At 31.3% G+C, this 17,233-nt stretch carries 19 protein-coding genes; 10 read left to right on the forward strand and 9 right to left on the reverse strand.

The window, feature by feature from the left end:
• Positions 1-6: 6 nt before the first annotated feature.
• From thrS to AJN69_RS05090, 7 genes are all read left to right on the forward strand, one after another.
• Complete coding sequence (gene thrS, locus AJN69_RS05060) at positions 7-1,815, forward strand: threonine--tRNA ligase (RefSeq protein WP_052802501.1); 1,809 nt, start codon at positions 7-9, stop codon at positions 1,813-1,815.
• A complete protein-coding gene (infC, locus tag AJN69_RS05065; RefSeq protein ID WP_002851726.1) occupies positions 1,812-2,330 on the forward strand; it encodes a translation initiation factor IF-3 in 519 nt (172 codons plus the stop codon). The genes thrS and infC overlap by 4 nt, the downstream gene beginning before the upstream one ends.
• 38 nt (positions 2,331-2,368) lie before the next feature.
• Positions 2,369-3,460 carry a DNA adenine methylase gene (locus tag AJN69_RS05070; protein ID WP_070287930.1) on the forward strand — a complete coding sequence of 364 codons (1,092 nt, stop codon included), beginning with the start codon at positions 2,369-2,371 and terminating at the stop codon, positions 3,458-3,460.
• 163 nt (positions 3,461-3,623) lie between these two features.
• Entirely contained in the window at positions 3,624-4,652 is a 1,029-nt protein-coding gene (gene argC, locus AJN69_RS05075; protein WP_002861017.1) for an N-acetyl-gamma-glutamyl-phosphate reductase, read from the forward strand.
• Positions 4,653-4,661: 9 nt separating this feature from the next.
• Positions 4,662-5,108, forward strand: a complete 447-nt coding sequence (locus AJN69_RS05080) for a GNAT family N-acetyltransferase (RefSeq protein ID WP_070287931.1) — start codon at positions 4,662-4,664, stop codon at positions 5,106-5,108.
• Between the two features lie 3 nt (positions 5,109-5,111).
• Positions 5,112-5,957 (forward strand): acetylglutamate kinase, encoded by an 846-nt coding sequence (gene argB / locus AJN69_RS05085; RefSeq protein WP_079860254.1) that lies wholly within the window; start codon positions 5,112-5,114, stop codon positions 5,955-5,957.
• Between the two features lie 3 nt (positions 5,958-5,960).
• Positions 5,961-7,148 (forward strand): aspartate aminotransferase family protein, encoded by a 1,188-nt coding sequence (locus AJN69_RS05090; protein WP_079860255.1) that lies wholly within the window; start codon positions 5,961-5,963, stop codon positions 7,146-7,148.
• 18 nt (positions 7,149-7,166) lie between these two features.
• Here AJN69_RS05090 and AJN69_RS05095 read toward each other — a convergent pair whose 3' ends face one another.
• Positions 7,167-7,796, reverse strand: a complete 630-nt coding sequence (locus tag AJN69_RS05095) for a protein-L-isoaspartate(D-aspartate) O-methyltransferase (RefSeq protein WP_002861021.1) — start codon at positions 7,794-7,796, stop codon at positions 7,167-7,169.
• A gap of 88 nt (positions 7,797-7,884) precedes the next feature.
• Here AJN69_RS05095 and AJN69_RS05100 point away from each other — a divergent pair, with 88 nt between their 5' ends.
• Positions 7,885-8,433, forward strand: coding sequence for a gamma carbonic anhydrase family protein (locus tag AJN69_RS05100; protein WP_002861022.1), 549 nt, complete (start codon positions 7,885-7,887; stop codon positions 8,431-8,433).
• On the opposite strand, the gene AJN69_RS05105 is transcribed toward AJN69_RS05100, so the two are convergent.
• From AJN69_RS05105 to AJN69_RS05135, 7 genes are all read right to left on the reverse strand, one after another.
• Complete coding sequence (locus AJN69_RS05105) at positions 8,402-9,775, reverse strand: nicotinate phosphoribosyltransferase (protein WP_072223578.1); 1,374 nt, start codon at positions 9,773-9,775, stop codon at positions 8,402-8,404. The genes AJN69_RS05100 and AJN69_RS05105 overlap by 32 nt on opposite strands.
• Positions 9,762-10,784, reverse strand: coding sequence for a ribonucleotide-diphosphate reductase subunit beta (locus AJN69_RS05110; RefSeq protein ID WP_002870660.1), 1,023 nt, complete (start codon positions 10,782-10,784; stop codon positions 9,762-9,764). Before AJN69_RS05110 ends, AJN69_RS05105 begins: the two co-directional genes overlap by 14 nt.
• A gap of 14 nt (positions 10,785-10,798) precedes the next feature.
• Positions 10,799-11,209, reverse strand: a complete 411-nt coding sequence (locus AJN69_RS05115) for an RDD family protein (RefSeq protein ID WP_002870659.1) — start codon at positions 11,207-11,209, stop codon at positions 10,799-10,801.
• A complete protein-coding gene (gene pyrE, locus AJN69_RS05120; RefSeq protein WP_052859083.1) occupies positions 11,210-11,818 on the reverse strand; it encodes an orotate phosphoribosyltransferase in 609 nt (202 codons plus the stop codon).
• Positions 11,819-11,820: 2 nt separating this feature from the next.
• Entirely contained in the window at positions 11,821-12,384 is a 564-nt protein-coding gene (frr, locus tag AJN69_RS05125; protein ID WP_074470019.1) for a ribosome recycling factor, read from the reverse strand.
• Positions 12,385-12,393: 9 nt separating this feature from the next.
• Positions 12,394-12,762 carry a preprotein translocase subunit SecG gene (gene secG / locus AJN69_RS05130; protein WP_002870657.1) on the reverse strand — a complete coding sequence of 123 codons (369 nt, stop codon included), beginning with the start codon at positions 12,760-12,762 and terminating at the stop codon, positions 12,394-12,396.
• 103 nt (positions 12,763-12,865) lie between these two features.
• The gene (locus AJN69_RS05135) at positions 12,866-13,561 is read right to left on the reverse strand and encodes a Bax inhibitor-1/YccA family protein (protein WP_052775612.1); all 696 of its coding nucleotides are present in this window, start codon (positions 13,559-13,561) and stop codon (positions 12,866-12,868) included.
• A gap of 160 nt (positions 13,562-13,721) precedes the next feature.
• Here AJN69_RS05135 and AJN69_RS05140 point away from each other — a divergent pair, with 160 nt between their 5' ends.
• A complete protein-coding gene (locus tag AJN69_RS05140; RefSeq protein ID WP_002851887.1) occupies positions 13,722-14,357 on the forward strand; it encodes a carbonic anhydrase in 636 nt (211 codons plus the stop codon).
• On the forward strand, positions 14,354-16,237 hold the full coding sequence (locus AJN69_RS05145; RefSeq protein ID WP_070287933.1) for a mechanosensitive ion channel family protein: 1,884 nt from the start codon (positions 14,354-14,356) through the stop codon (positions 16,235-16,237). Before AJN69_RS05140 ends, AJN69_RS05145 begins: the two co-directional genes overlap by 4 nt.
• A gap of 22 nt (positions 16,238-16,259) precedes the next feature.
• Here AJN69_RS05145 and AJN69_RS05150 read toward each other — a convergent pair whose 3' ends face one another.
• Positions 16,260-17,231: an iron-sulfur cluster assembly scaffold protein NifU gene (locus AJN69_RS05150; protein ID WP_002861028.1), complete on the reverse strand. Its 972-nt coding sequence runs from the start codon at positions 17,229-17,231 to the stop codon at positions 16,260-16,262.
• Positions 17,232-17,233 lie beyond the last annotated feature (2 nt).

The following is a 17,233-nucleotide window of genomic DNA, read 5'->3' on the forward strand; positions in this document are numbered from 1 at the left end:
AAAAATATGGAAAAAGAAGTTATTGCGTATTTGGACAATGAGACAATAATTGACTCTCAAAGTGTGAAAAATACAAATTTAAAAGAAATTTATTTTGATAATTCTAAAGAAAGTTTAGAGGTAATCCGTCATTCTTGTGCGCATTTAATGGCACAGGCGATTAAGAGTTTGTATCCTGAAGCTAAATTTTTCGTTGGTCCTGTTATAGAAGATGGATTTTATTATGATTTTCGTGTGGAAAGTAAGATTGGCGAAGAAGATTTAGTAAAAATTGAAAAAAAGATGAAAGAACTTGCTGAAGCAAAGATTGAAATTTTAAAATATGAAATCACAAAAAACGAAGCTTTGGCTAAATTTCAAAATGATGATTTAAAACAAGAAGTTTTATTGCGTATTCCTGATGGAGCTGTAAGTATTTATAAACAAGGTGAATTTGAAGATTTGTGTCGTGGTCCTCATGTGCCAAATACGAAATTTTTACGCTTTTTTAAACTCACTCGTGTTGCAGGAGCGTATTTGGGTGGCGATGAAAAAAGAGAAATGCTTACTCGAATTTATGGTACCGCTTTTGCAGATAAGGAAAGTTTAAAAGAGTATTTAACCATTATTGAAGAAGCTAAAAAACGCGATCATAGAAAGCTTGGAACAGAGCTTAAGCTTTTTACTTTTGATGATGAGATCGGAGGAGGTCTTCCTATCTGGTTAAGTAATGGTGCAAGACTTAGATCTAAACTTGAACATATGCTTTATAAAATTCATCGTTTACGTGGTTATGAACCTGTGCGCGGGCCTGAACTTTTAAAAGCAGATGCATGGAAAATCAGCGGGCATTATGCAAACTATAAAGAAAATATGTATTTTACACAAATTGATGAACAAGAATATGGCATTAAGCCTATGAACTGTGTGGGACATATTAAAATTTATCAAAGTGATGTAAGAAGTTATCGTGATTTGCCTTTGAAATTTTTTGAATATGGCGTAGTGCATCGTCATGAAAAAAGTGGGGTTTTGCATGGACTTTTTAGGGTGAGAGAATTCACTCAAGATGATGCACATATTTTTTGTATGCCAAGTCAGATTAAAGAGCAGGTTTTAGAAATTTTAGCTTTTGTGGATAATTTGATGAAATTATTTGATTTTAGCTATGAAATGGAAATTTCAACTAAACCTGAAAAAGCCATAGGTGATGATGAAATTTGGGAAGTGGCAACTAAGGCTTTAAAGGAAGCTTTAGATGAACAAGGTCTAAAATATGGCATTGATGAAGGTGGAGGGGCTTTTTATGGGCCAAAGATTGATATTAAAATCACCGATGCTTTAAAAAGAAAGTGGCAATGTGGAACCATACAAGTAGATTTTAACCTGCCAAGTCGTTTTAAACTCGAATATACTGATAGTGATAATGAAAAAAAACAACCTGTAATGTTGCATCGTGCGATTTTAGGTTCTTTTGAAAGATTTATAGGAATTTTAACCGAGCATTGTGCGGGTGAGTTTCCATTTTTTATCGCACCAACCGCAGTGGGTATAGTGCCAATAGGCGAAGCACATATTGCTTACGCAAAAGAAATTCAAAAAGAATTATTAGAGCTTAATATCGATAGCGAGGTGTATGAAAAAAATGAGAGCTTAAGTAAAAAAATTCGTATCGCTGAAAAGCAAAAATTACCTATGATTTTAGTTTTAGGCGATGATGAGGTGGCAAAGCGTAGCGTTGCTTTAAGAGATAGAAGAGCTAAAGAACAAAAAAATCTTAGCTTGGACGAATTTATTAAATTAGTTAAGGAGAAAATGAGTGAGGTACACTTTTGAGTAAAGAAAAAGAAGTATTGCTCAATGAAGAAATAAGAGCGGATGAAATCAGATGTGTTGGCGATGATGGCAAAGTTTATGGTATTATCAGTAGTGATGAAGCTTTAGAAATTGCAAATCGTTTAGGACTTGATCTTGTAATGATAGCTGCAGATGCTAAGCCACCTGTTTGCAAGATCATGGACTATGGTAAATTCCGTTATCAACAAGAGAAAAAACAAAAAGAAGCAAAGAAAAAACAAAAAGTGATTGATATAAAAGAAATCAAACTTTCTGTAAAAATTGCTCAAAATGATATTAATTACAAGGTAAAACATGCTTTAGAATTTTTAGAACAAGGTAAGCATGTGAGATTTCGTGTGTTCTTAAAAGGACGTGAAATGGCAACTCCTGAAGCAGGTGTAGCTTTGCTTGAAAAAATTTGGACTATGATAGAAAATGAAGCTAATCGTGACAAAGAGCCAAATTTTGAAGGTCGTTATGTAAATATGCTTGTAACTCCAAAAAAAGCTTAATCCACTTTTGTGGATAAGGCTTTTAAAGGTTTTAAATTTTGAAAGAAAATCCTTCTTTTTTAAAAGAGCAAATTATAACTTATCTTGGAAATAAAAGAGCACTTTTAAGTTTTTTAAATAAGGGCTTTAAGGTAGCTAAAAAAGAACTTGGTAAAGATAAATTTAGTTTTTGTGATATGTTTAGTGGCTCAGGTATTGTAAGTCGCTTTGCAAAGGCATACTCGAGTTATATTTTAGCTAATGATTTAGAAGATTATTCAAAACTTATCAATAAGTGTTATCTTGCTAATAAAGACAAAGATTTACTCCAAAATCTAAAAAAGTGTTATAAAAATTTAACCCAAAATTTAGATTTTCAAAAAGGTTTTATCAGTGAGCTTTATGCTCCAAAAGATGATGATGATATTAAAAAAAATGAAAGGGTTTTTTATACTTTTAAAAATGCTTTATATCTTGATACTATGAGACAAAGAATTGAAAATGAAATTCCAAAAGAATTAAAGCATTTTTTTATAGCCCCTTTAATTTATGAAGCTAGTGTGCATTCAAATACTAGTGGAGTTTTTAAAGGTTTTTATAAGGGTAAGAATGGTATCGGAAAATTTGGTGGCGAAGGACAAAATGCACTTAAACGCATTAAAGGAGAAATAGAGCTTAAAATGCCTATTTTTTCAAATTTTTCTTGCGAATTTGAAGTGATGCAAAAGGATGCAAGCATGCTTGCAAAAGAACTTGATTTTTTTGATGTGGTTTATCTTGATCCTCCTTACAATCAACATCCTTATAGCTCTAATTACTTTATGTTAAATTTAATCGCAAATTATAAAAAACCTGAAGAAATTTCCAAAATCAGTGGCATTCCAAAAGATTGGAATCGTAGTACTTTTAATAAGTCAAAATTTGCCCAAGACGCTTTATTTGAACTTATTAATGATTTAAAAGCAAGAGTGATTTTACTTTCTTATAATTGCGAAGGTTTTATAAAAAAAGAAATTTTTTTAAAGCGTTTAAGTACTCTTGGAAAATGTCGTATTTTAGAACAAAAATATAATACTTTTAGAGCTTCTCGCAATCTTAAAAATCGTAATATTCATCTTCATGAACAACTTTATATTTTAGTTAAAAATTAAATTCTTGTTGCTAAAATTATTTTTTATTTTGCATGATTAAATTAATTTTATTTTTTCAGATGTTTTGATTTTCGAGCAATAAAGATAAGGTTAAAGAGAATAATAGTTAAAATTTTTAACTTTTTTTGTTTATAATATTTGCTTTTACATTTAAAGGATAAAGATGAAAATAAAAGTTGGGATTTTAGGAGCGAGTGGTTATGCAGGTAATGAGCTTGTACGCATTTTGCTTAATCATCCCAAAGTTGAAATTTCTTATTTAGGTTCGAGTTCTAGCGTGGGACAAAATTATCAAGATCTTTATCCTAATACCCCTTTAAATTTATGTTTTGAAAATAAAAATTTAGATGAACTTGAACTTGATCTTTTGTTTTTGGCTACTCCTCATGAATTTAGCGCTAAGCTTTTAAATGAGAATTTGTTAAAAAAGATGAAAATCATTGATTTAAGTGCAGATTTTCGTCTTAAAAATCCTAAAGATTATGAGCTTTGGTATAAATTCACTCATCCTAATCAAGAGCTTTTGCAAAATGCAGTTTATGGACTTTGCGAGCTTTATAAAGAAGAGATAAAAAAAGCAAGTTTGGTGGCAAATCCAGGTTGCTATACCACTTGTTCTATCTTAAGTCTTTATCCGCTTTTTAAAGAAAAAATCATCGATTTTAACTCAGTTATCATTGATGCAAAAAGTGGAGTAAGCGGAGCAGGAAGAAGTGCAAAGATGGAAAATCTTTTTTGCGAAGTTAATGAAAATATCAAAGCTTATGGTTTGGCTTCGCACCGCCATACTCCCGAAATTGAAGAGCATTTAAGCTATGCGGCCAAAGAGAAAATCACTCTACAATTTACCCCTCATCTTGTGCCTATGCAAAGAGGAATTTTAATCAGTGCTTATGCAAATTTAAAAGAGAATTTGCAAGAGCAAGACATACGCGATATTTATACAAAATACTATCAAAACAATAAATTCATAAGGCTTTTACCGCCGCAGTCGTTTCCGCAGACTCGGTGGGTTAAATCAAGCAATTTTGCGGATATAAATTTTAGTATAGATCAACGCACAAGGCGTGTTATTGTGCTTGGTGCTATTGATAATTTAATTAAAGGCGCAGCAGGACAAGCTGTTCAAAATATGAATTTAATGTTTGATTTTGATGAAGATGAAGGACTTAAATTCTTTGCAAATTTGTAAAGGATAAAAATGATAATACGAGCTATGCAAAAAAGTGATTATGAAGTCGTTTATAAGCTTTGGTGCGAGATAAAAGGCTTTGGGATAAGAAGCATTGATGATAGCAAAGAAAATATAGAAAATTTTTTAGATAGAAACCCAAATCTTAGCGTTGTAGCAGTGATTGATGAAGAAATTGTAGGAAGTATACTTTGCGGGCATGATGGACGCACAGGGGAATTTTATCATGTATGTGTGCATAAAGATCATAGAAAAAAGGGTATAGCACACGAGATGACAAAATTTTGTCTCGAGGCCTTAAAAGCTCAAAAGATCAATAAAATCGCCTTAATCGCTTTTAAAAACAATGATTTAGGCAATAAGTTTTGGAAACATTATGGTTTTACTTTAAGAGAGGATGCGAATTATTACGATCTTTCTTTAAATGAGTATAATCAAACCAGCTTTAATGTTTAAGGAATGATCATGCAAAAATATTTAGAAAAAGCCAATGTCTTAATCGAAGCTTTGCCTTATATACGCAAATTTAATTCCAAGATTATACTTATAAAATACGGCGGATCAGCTATGGAAAATGAAGAGCTAAAGCATTGTGTGATGCAAGATATAGCTCTTTTAAAACTTGTGGGTTTAAAGCCTATCATCGTACATGGTGGGGGAAAAGATATTTCTGCTATGTGTGAAAAATTAGGCGTAAAGAGTGAGTTTAAAAACGGCCTTAGGGTTAGTGATAAAGCCACTACTGAAGTAGCCAGTATGGTTTTAAATCATATCAATAAAAATTTAGTCCATAGTTTGCAAAATTTAGGAGTTAAAGCCATAGGGCTTTGTGGTAAAGATGGCGCGCTTTTAGAATGTGTGAAAAAAGATGAAAATTTAGCTTTTGTTGGCACGATACAAAAGGTAAATTCGAAAATTTTAGAAGAGCTTTTAGAAAAAGATTTTTTACCTATCATTGCTCCTATTGGCATGGATGAGGATTTTAATACTTATAATATTAACGCTGATGACGCAGCTTGTGCGATTGCTAAGGCTTTAAGGGCTGAAAAACTTGCTTTTTTAACCGATACTGCAGGGCTTTATGAGGATTTTAATGATAAAAATTCTTTGATTTCTAAAATCAGTCTTGAACAAGCTAAAATTTTAGCTCCTAAAATAGAAGGTGGTATGCATGTAAAATTAAAATCTTGCATTGATGCTTGTGAAAATGGAGTTAAAAAGGTGCATATTTTAGATGGGCGCGTGAAGCATTCTTTGTTGCTTGAGTTTTTTACTGATGAAGGTATAGGCACTTTGGTGGGTTAAAGAATGAAAATGGATTATAAAGAACAAAGTCATATTATCCCTACTTATAAGCGTTTTGATATAGTTTTAGAAAAAGGGCAGGGGGTTTATCTTTTTGATGATAAGGCTAAAAAATATCTTGATTTTTCAAGTGGTATAGGCGTTTGTGCTTTAGGATATAATCATGCTAAATTTAATGCTAAAATCAAAGCTCAAGTGGATAAGCTTTTACATACTAGCAATTTATATTATAATGAAAACATAGCCGCTGCAGCTAAAAATTTAGCCAAAGCTAGTGCTTTAGAGCGTGTTTTTTTTACAAATTCTGGCACAGAAAGTATAGAAGGAGCGATGAAAACAGCTAGAAAATACGCCTTTAACAAAGGTATTAAGGGTGGACAATTTATCGCTTTTAAGCATTCTTTTCATGGGCGTACTTTAGGGGCTTTATCGCTTACTGCTAATGAAAAATATCAAAAGCCTTTTAAACCTTTAATTTCAGGGGTTAAATTTGCAAAATATAATGATATTCTAAGCGTTGAAAAACGAGTAAATGAAAAAACTTGTGCCATTATCTTAGAAAGCGTGCAAGGAGAAGGTGGGATAAATCCTGCAAATAAAGATTTTTACAAAGCCTTAAGAAAGCTTTGTGATGAAAAAGATATATTATTAATCGCTGATGAAATTCAATGTGGCATGGGTAGAAGTGGAAAATTTTTTGCCTATGAGCACGCACAAATTTTGCCTGATATCATGACTTCAGCTAAGGCCTTAGGTTGTGGGCTTAGTGTGGGTGCTTTTGTAATAAATCAAAAAGTAGCAAGCAATTCTTTAGAAGCAGGCGATCATGGTAGCACTTACGGGGGAAATCCTTTGGTTTGTGCAGGAGTGAATGCGGTTTTTGAAATTTTTAAAGAAGAAAAAATTTTAGAAAATGTCAATAAACTCACGCCTTATTTAGAGCAAAGTTTAGATGAATTGATAAAAGAATTTGATTTTTGTAAAAAACGCAAAGGCTTAGGGTTTATGCAAGGGTTTAGTCTTGATAAAAGTATAAAAGTGTCCAAGATCATTCAAAAATGCCAAGAAAATGCACTTTTGCTGATAAGTTGTGGGGAAAATGATTTGAGATTTTTACCTCCTTTGATTTTGCAAAAAGAACATATTGATGAAATGAGTGAAAAGTTAAGAAAGGCTCTAAAGAGTTTTTAATAAATTTTGTAAAAAAGTTTATTCTTTTCCATCTACTATAGGCACAAATAAACATTCTTCTAAAATTTCTTTTTGTAAATTTGTGCCATTTTTTCTAAGGCGTGTGATGAATTGTTTGCCATTGTGTAAAATAGGAGCGACTAAAATCCCGCCATCGCTTAATTGATCGAGTAAAATTTCAGGAATTTGTGTCGCATAAGCAGAAAATAAAATTCTATCATAAGGAGCATAATTTTTCCAGCCATTTTGTCCATCATCAAATTTTACATTGATATTAAAAAGTTCTAATTCTCTGAAAGTTTGAGCGGCTTTTTTGGCTAAATTTTCTATGCGTTCTATGGTAAAAACACGTCTTATGACTTTGCTTAAAATCGCAGCTTGATAGCCGCTTCCACAACCTATCTCTAAAATACTATCAGCATTTTTAAAATCTAAAGCCATAGTCATTTTAGCTACAGTTAAAGGTGAACTAATCCATTGAGAATTTGCCAAAGGCAAAGCATCAAGGCGATAAGCATGGGCTTTTAAAGGAGAAAAAATTTCACGCGGAATTTGACAAAAAGCATTAAAAAGCTCTTCATTGATAAAAACTTTTTGTGCAATTTCTTCAGCCATATTTTGACATCTTTTTTGTTCAAATGCGTTCATTACTTCTCCTATAAATTTAAATAAAAATTGTAACTAAAAAAGTTGAAATAGAGTTAAACTTAGCTATACTTAAATAAAAAGGAAAAAAATGCTTATAAAATTTAAAAATCATAGTCCCAAACTAGGTCAAAATGTTTTTGTTGCAGAGGGGGCTAAAATCATAGGAGAAATAGAAATAGGAGATGAAAGTAGCATTTGGTTTAATTGTGTTTTAAGAGCCGATGTTAATTTTATAAAAATTGGCAAAAGAACCAATATTCAAGATCTTAGTACGGTGCATGTTTGGCATAGGGAATTTGATGAAAAAGGAAAGTTAAAAGATGCTGGTTTTCCTACAATAATAGGAGATGATGTAACCATAGGACATAATTGCGTTATCCATGCTTGTGTGATAAAAAATCGTGTTTTAATCGGAATGAATGCTGTTGTCATGGATAATGCTTTGATAGAAGAAGATAGCATAGTGGGTGCTGGAAGCGTTGTAACAAAGGGTAAAAAATTTCCGCCACGCTCTTTGATACTTGGAAATCCTGCAAAATTTGTGCGTGAATTAAACGATGAAGAAATAAGCTTTCTAAAACAATCCGCTTTAAATTATGTGGATTTTAAAAACGAGTTTTTAAAAGATCTTCAGTGATATTTTGAAGTTTAGGCGAGAGTTTTACTTCAAATTTCACAAAACGATCAAGATCTAAAAAACTCTCATCGAGTTTTGAGATTTGCTCTTTTGTATAATCTTGAATAGTATTTAAAGATGACTTTTTAAGAAGTCTTTTTTCTTTGTAGACTAATTCTAAAAGTTCTTTGCGTTCTAAATTTTCATCTTGATTTGGGTTTTCATCAAAAACATAAAGCTCATCAAAAAGGATTTTTTGTGTGTTTTTATCATAAACCCTAAAAAGCTTTTTAAAATGAGGTAGGGTTGATTTTTCGTTATTTTCGCTGATTTTGATTTTAGGTTTTATGCCTTGATCTTCTAAGGCTGCGAGTTTATAAACGCAACTAAAAATAGGATCGCTTGAAGCAGTGATCAATCTTTCGCCTACACCAAAGATATCAATAGGTGCGTTTTGTTCTTTGAGTTTTTTAATGCTCCATTCATCAAGGGCGTTAGAAACTATGATTTTACATTTTTGAAGTCCTGCTTGATCAAGTTCTTGTCTGATTTTCAAACTCAACTCAAGTAAATTTCCAGAATCTATTCTCACACCGCCTTCTTGGATACCAAATTCTTTAAAAACTTTAATTGCATTTTTAAGTCCGCTATTTAGACAATCATAAGTATCAATCAAAAAAACAGGATTTTTTGGATAAATTTTCACATAAGCTTTAAAAGCTTCAAGTTCATTTTCAAACATTTGCACCCAAGAATGTGCCATAGTTCCATTGATAGGGATATTATAAATTTTTCCTGCTAAAGTACAAGCACTTCCTATGCAACCTCCTATAAAAGCTGCTCTTGCTCCTTTTAAGGCTGCTTCACTTCCTTGTGCTCTACGTGAACCAAATTCTAAAATTTTACTGTTTTTAGCTGCACGCACGATACGATTGGTTTTGGTAGCAATAAGGCTTTGGTGGTTTAAACTTAAAAGTAAAAAAGTTTCTAAAAGCTGTGCTTCTATGGTTGTAGCTTTAATACATAGCAAAGGTTCGTTTGGAAAAATCACTTCTCCTTCACGCATAGCATAAATTTCACCTTTAAATTTAAAGTTAGCTAAAAAATCTAAAAATTCTGTATCAAAAATACCTTGTTTTCTTAAAAATTCTATATCTTCTGCATCAAAACTCAAATTTTCAACAAAGTCTAAAATATCTTCAAGACCTGCAAAAATAGCAAAAGATCCTGAATCTGGAATTTTTCTAAAAAATATATCAAAATAACAAATTTGATCTTTTTTATTGTTTTTGAAATAGCCTTGAGACATTGTAAATTCATAAAAATCACAAAGTAAGGCTAAAGAAGTTTTAGAAGTCATCAAAGCTTATACTACCCTTAGAATAATTCGTTACTTTACTTTCAAAGAAATTGCTCTTTTGATCGTTAAATTTTGAAAAATCATCTACCCATTTAATAGGATGTTTTGCATTGTATAGCTTGTCTAAATTGATTGCGCTTAATCTTTGATCTACAAGATAATGGATATATTCTTCTATGATATCATCAGTAAAGCCCATGATTTGATTTTGAGTGATGTATTTACCCCATTTGATCTCAAGATCTCCAGCTTTTTTAAACATATCATAAATTTTATTGATATTTTCATCATGGAACAAATCAGGTCTTTCTTTGCGTACTGAATTGATCATATTTTGAAATAATAAAAGATGTGTGATTTCATCTCTTTGGATAAAGCGGATCATTTGTGCTGAACCTAGCATTTTTCCTGCACGTGCAAGTGCGTAAATAGCAGTAAAACCACTATAAAAATATACTCCTTCTAAAATTTGATTTGCCACCATAGCCAAAAGAAGTTTATTATCATCTACATCGCCTGCTAATTCTTCATAAATGCTTGAAATAAAGTCATTTTTTTCACGCAAAGTTTCATCATGCTTTTCCATTTCATAAATCAAATCTGTATTATCGCAAATCGCTTCTACCATAACAGCGTAAGATTTTGAATGGTTTGCCTCTTCATAAGCTTGGCGTGCTAAAACCGCATTGATTTCAGGAGCTGTGATATAAGGGTTGATATTATCTGCTAAATTATTGGTTTGAAAACTATCCATAGAAATAAGCTGACTCCAAACTAAATCATACATTCTTTTTTCACCTGTGGTTAAATTACAGCGATAATCAAGTGCATCTTTAGTTGTATCCACTTCTTTTGGAAACCAAGTATTTGCCTCCATTAAATCCCAAAGTTTTAAAGCCCAAGTATATTTTGCCTTAGTGAAATTTAAAATTCCATGTGGGTTACCATCAAAAACTTTACGATCTCCTAGGGTTTCGTTTGAGCTTGGATTGTAAATTCTTTTTCTTTGCATTTTTTAACCTTTCTTTATGCTTTGGTGGCTATACAACTTTGAGTTAAAATATCATGTAAATTTAAACGATCTTTTCTTACAAAACTGACAAATAAACCAAAGAGTAAGCCAAAACTTATAATAAATATCACATATCTTAGTAAAATTCTAAGAAAACTTAGTTTCTTTCCCGTTTTTATATCAATAAGATATAAATCATATGCTTTAAGACCTGGGCTTTGTGCCTTTTTTGTTAAAAAAATAGCTTGAATCAAACCAAATAAAAAAGTACATAAAGTTGTGATAAAATGGTTGTTTAAAAAAGCTTCTTTAGAGCCTAATATAAAATAAAATAAATATAAAATAGGAACATAAATAAGAAAAATATCTATAAGCAAAGCTCTAAATCTTAACCATCTAGAGCTAATTTTTGCTTTAGTTTTCATTTAATTTCCACGACTTCCTGGTTTTATGGCTTTGCTCCCTTTTTTACAAAGCGGACAATTTGTTTCATCATAAATTTCAAATTCAAAATTTCCTAGAGTAAAGAGTGGTAAATTTTCAGGTAATTTCGCATTATCTTTTCTTGGAGATTTTAGATTTTCTACCGCACAAAAACCACGATTTGCTAATGCTGCAAAACCTACAACAATGCCACCTAAACTTTTAATGATTTTTGCACTCTCTAAAGCACTACCACCTGTAGTAATGATATCTTCACAAATTATAAATTTTTCACCCTTTTTTACTTCAAAACCACGTCTTAGAGTCATTTCTTTATTTACTCTTTCAGTGAAGATAAAACGTTTACTACAAGCTCTTGCAAGCTCATAACCTGCTAAAATTCCACCTAAAGCAGGAGAGCAAATGCTGTCAAATTCTATCTTATAGCTTGCAATAATCTTTGCAAGTTCATCACAAAGTTTTGCTGCTAATTTTGGATCCTCTAAAACTTTTGCACTTTGAAGATAAAACTGTGAATGTTTACCTGAACTTAGTAAAAAATGCCCTTCTAAATAAGCACCACAATCTTTATAAATTTGCTCTAAATTCATCGTTAAACCTTTAAAAGTTCACTTTCTTTGCTTTTTACACTCTCATCAATTTTTGTTGTGTAGGCGTCAGTAAGTTTTTGCACTTCATCATAAGCTTTTTTTGCTTCATCTTCGCTTATTGCCTTATCTTTTTCTAGTTTTTTAACTGCATCGTTGGCATCTTTGCGTATATTTCTTATAGAAACTTTTGCCTTTTCACCCATAGCTTTAGCTTGTTTTACATTTTCTTCTCTTTGCTCTCTAGTCATCGGAGGGAAAAATAATTTTACACTTTCGCCATCATTGTTTGGATTGACACCGATATTTGCAGCTGCAATAGCGCTTTCTATGGTTTTTAGTAAAGGTTTTTCCCAAGGAGTGATGCTAATAGTTGAAGCATCGCTTGCTAAAACAGTTGCTACTTGATTTAAAGGAGTTTGAGTTCCATAATAATCCACTGTAATATGATCTAAAATATGGGTATTAACTTTTCCAGTTCTTAAAGTGGTGAAGTCTTTTTTTAAGGCTTCTAAAGATTTTTCACTTTGGGTTTTTTGTTTGTTAAAAATTTCACTTAGCATTATCATTTCCTTTAATTATTTACTTGAATTAACATCGCTTGGAAGTTGTGGTGCACTTGGAGCGATAGAATTTGTGTTTGGGGTAGCAGGTGCAATAGGAGCACTTGGAATAGTAGTGTTGTTTTCTACTTTAATTTTCTCTGCTAGAGAGTCCTTGCTAGCTTTATTGTATAAATAACCAAGACCAATAGTATTTGCAATAAGTAAAATTCCCATAATAAAGGTAAATTTTGCTAAAAATCCAGCCGGTCCTTTGGCGCCAAATAAACTTTCATTGCTTCCACTATAAGCTCCAAGTCCTATACTTGAACTTTTTTGAAGTAAAACTGCTATACAAATAACTACAACGATGATAAATTGTAAAATGATTAAAAGAGTGATCATTGAAAATTCCTAAAAGTTAATTTTTAAATGATTATTTTAGCTAAATAAAACTTGAAAAGTTTTGAAACTTGAAAAGTTTTTGTGAGAAAAATCCCACAAAAACTTATCTGCTATTGAAGCTTCTTAAGATATTAAGTAAAGATACGAAAAGATTAACAAAATCAAGATAAAGTGCTACTGCACCTTCGATTGGAGTTTCATAATTTCCGCGGATAATATTTTGCGTATCATAAAGAATGTAAAATGAAAATAATATTGCAGCTACTGCTGAAATAGCTAGATTAACTATACTGCTTTGGAAGAAAAGGTTTAGTAAAGATGCTGCTACAATAACGATTAATACTATAAATAAAGCTTTGCCCATAACAGTAAAATCTTTTTTTGTATTCATAGCAAATACACTAAGTCCTGCAAAAGCAACCGTTGTTAAAGCAAAAGCTTGAGCGATGATAATTCCTCCAGCTGGTAGAGCTAAAACTGAAATAAGTAAAGGTGTAAGCGTTAAACCTGAGCAGAAAGTAAAACCAAAAAGTAAAACAAGATTTAATGGAGCCTCTCTTTTTTTCCATTGCAAAGCAAATAAAAGTCCGATTTCAACAGCAAAAAGGATCCAAAAAGTTACTTGTGATTGTATAAAAAATGATGCTAAAGCAAAAATTCCTACATATGCACCTACTGTTGCAGCTAATAATGAAGCAGCAAAAAGTTGATAAGTTTGTTTAATAAAAATACTTAATTCGCTTGACCGTGTATTTTCAAGTTCTTTTGATCTTGAGTAGTCTCTATCATAAAGACTCATAAAATTCTCCTTGCAAAATTGTTAGATTTTTTAAAATCTTGAGCGAAATCTAACATATTAGACTAAATAAAAAGTTAATTTATATAATATCTTAATGCTTAAATGAAATCTTTGCTGAAATTTTGTTATAATTTCAAGATTTTAGTTTTAGGTTGGTTTTATGGAAAATCTTATTAGCGGTGCGATTAAGTTTATGCAAGAAGACTTTAAGGAGCATGAAGAACTTTTTGAAAGTCTAAAAAATAAGCAAAATCCCCATACTCTTTTTATAGGTTGTTCTGATTCTAGAGTAATTCCAAATTTGATCACTAATACGGGTCCAGGTGAGCTTTTTGTAATACGAAATATTGCAAATATAGTTCCACCTTATCGCGTTGGAGAAGATTACTTGGCGACAACTTCAGCAATAGAGTATGCTTTAAATTCATTGCATATTAAAAATATCGTCGTTTGTGGCCATAGTAATTGTGGAGGTTGCAATGCTCTTTATTATTCTGATGAAGAATTAAATAAAATTCCTAACGTGAAAAAATGGCTTACTATGTTAGATCCGATAAAAAAAGATGTGATGATTTTTGCAAGAGACGATTTGGCTATGCGTTCATGGCTTACAGAAAAATTAAATTTAGTAAATTCTTTGCAAAATATACTTACTTATCCAGGCGTGCAAGAAGCTTTAGATGAAGGAAAAATAGAAGTACATGCTTGGTATTATATTATAGAGACAGGTGAAATTTATGAGTATGATTTTAAAGCAAAAATTTTTACTTTAATACAAGATAGGAAAGTTCAATGAAGAAAATTATTTTTAGTTTATGTTTTTTTATTTTATACCTTGGAGCACAAGAATTTAAATTTATTGATGCGAATATTAGTAAAGAAGATGAAGGAATTTATGCTTTAGTTGAAAAATATGTTGATCTTAACAATCAAATTAAAGAATTTAAGAAAAACAATGATGAAAATTCAAGCACTTTTAATGGTATTTTAAGTGAATTTGAAAAAGACAAAAAGACTATTTTAGCAAAAATACCCGATATGATAGTAGGACAAAAGATTAATGAAGAGGCAGTGGCTAGATTTTTAAAAGCAAAAGAAAAATTACTAGATGTTCAAAAAAAGAATATTAATAAGCCTTACATTTATACAGATGCCACTCTTAATCTAGTTTATTTTAACATTGTGGAAAGTTTTTATTCTTCTTTGTTTGAAGTGGAAAAACTTTTTAAAAATACAGCAAGTAGTGAAGATTTAATTGCTACTGTTGATAAGGCAATGGAAAATTTACAAAATTCTTCTAGTGTAAATTTAGATAGTTTTAAAAGCAAAATTACAAATCCAGAAGAATTGGAAAAAATTACCCTAAAAGAAAGATATATTGGTAACGCTCTAGATTCTTATTCTGAAATTCTTAAGTATTTACGATCAAATGCAGATTTGCTTGAAAGTAATTATATTTTTTCACTACTTGAGCTTCAAGTTTGGATAGATCGTATAAACGAGGCAATTGGGGTAGGTTTTATTAATATCGGAAAAATAGTAATTTCTGCTTTGGTTTTAGTATTTTTTATATCTTTAAGACGCTTTTTTGCAAATATAGTATATTTTTTCCTTGTTCGGCTTTTTTATAGAAATAAAAATGATGTAGATGATATTAAAGTTATTTTTATTGAGAATATTAAAAAACCAGTGAGTTTTTTTCTCATCGTTTATGCTATTTCGATTTGTCTTACTATAGCAACTTATCCTGCGCCTTTAAGCATTAATTTGAGTAATTTTTTCCACATAATTTATGCGGTTTTGATTGCATGGCTTATTTTAAAAATGCTTGATGGTTATGGAATGGTGCTAGTTTCTAAGCTTGCTCAAAAAAGTGGAAAAAAAGAAGTTGTAAATTTAATTATTAAAATTTTATATTTTGTTATTATTATCATAGCTTTATTATATATCCTTGCTCAGCTTGGTTTTAATATTTCAGCTATTATTGCATCTTTGGGAATTGGTGGTTTAGCTGTTGCTTTAGCAGCGAAAGATATAATTGCAAATTTCTTTGCTTCTATACTCTTACTTTTTGATAATAGTTTTAATCAAGGAGATTGGGTAGAGGTTTCAGGTATAGAAGGAACAGTAGTTGAAATAGGACTTAGAAAAACTACTATTAGAACTTTTGATAATTGTCTCGTATTTTTACCAAATTCAACTATTATGGGGGCTAATATCAAAAATTGGAGTAAAAGACGCATGGGTCGCCATGTTAGAATGTATTTGGGTGTTGGTTATGATGCTACTCCTGAAAAATTAGATCAATGTGTAAAAGATTTGAAAGAATTTTTGGATACAAGTGATTTGGTAGCTCACGATGAGGATAGTGCATTAAAATATGGTGATCATACGACAAAATATCGTCAAAATCTTGTATCTATTAACGATTTAGAAGGCTATAAAAATGCTTGTTATGTGGCTTTAAGCGAATTTGCAGATAGTAGTATTAATATAGAGCTTTATTTTTATACCAAAAAAATAGGCGCAAAAGATTTTAGGGAAGCTAGACAAAGCTTAATGCTTGAGTTTATGCGTATAATCGAAAAAAATGGTTTAACTTTTGCTTTCCCAAGTCGCAGTATTTATATAGAAAATTTACCACCTCTTGATTTGCAAGCAAAAGCTATAAAATAGCAAGATTTTATCTTGCTATTTTTTAAACCGGCATAACGCGTATATTTGGACTTAATTCTTCTTGTAAAATCGTTTCAATAGCATAAAGTGTCGCACCACTTCCACTAGAACAACCACTACAAGCACCAAGATAACGAATATAAACGTCAATTGCTGCACCTTCAGCCTTTTGTATATCAATCACTTCCAAATCTCCACCATCATTATGAAGCATAGGGCGAATTTCAGCATCTAAAACACTTTCAACTGCTTTTAATTGTCCTACTACGGTCATTTCATCAAAAGCCACATCACTTTTCATTGTATTTTTGAGTTTTTCTCTATCCATCTCGGCTCTGGTTTCAGCTAAAATATCTACAAGGTAATAATCTCTTTTTTCATGTCCGCCTGGTTTGATACAGGACTTGCAAAAAGCACCTGCTTTAGTATATTGTGTGATTTCTTCTACACTATGCAAATCATTAAGTTTAATCACTTCTTTAATGGTTCCAAGACTTACTCTAGCGCACTCACAAACTATAATTTGATCTTCAAAATCTTCAGGACTTATACCTTTATAATGAGCTGCTGCTTGTTTGATTACATCATAAGCCATAACCGAACAGTGCATTTTTTGAGGTGGAACAGCTGGAGTTTCTGGATTATCACGCATAGCAAATTCCACATCTAAATTTGTGATTTTTACTGCTTCATCTACAGTTTTTCCTATGCAAAGATCTACCATAGTATCACTACTTGCTATAGCTGTACCACAACCAAAACTTTTAAATTTTGCATCGATAATTTTATCAGTTTTTTCATCTACAAGCCAAAAAAGTCTTACTGCATCGCCGCAACTTTCTGCGCCAAAATCAGCTACGATCAATTTTGCATTGCGTGCTTTAGCATCTTCTTCGCTAAATTCTCCCATATGTTGAGGATTATTCATTCTATCTTGAACTTTTTGTGAATACTCATCCCAAATGGATCCACCAATTAAACTATTTTTTCCCATTT

The sequence above is a fragment of the Campylobacter sp. BCW_4338 genome (assembly GCF_001763255.1).
In the GTDB taxonomy this organism is placed as follows: Bacteria; Campylobacterota; Campylobacteria; order Campylobacterales; family Campylobacteraceae; genus Campylobacter_D; species Campylobacter_D jejuni.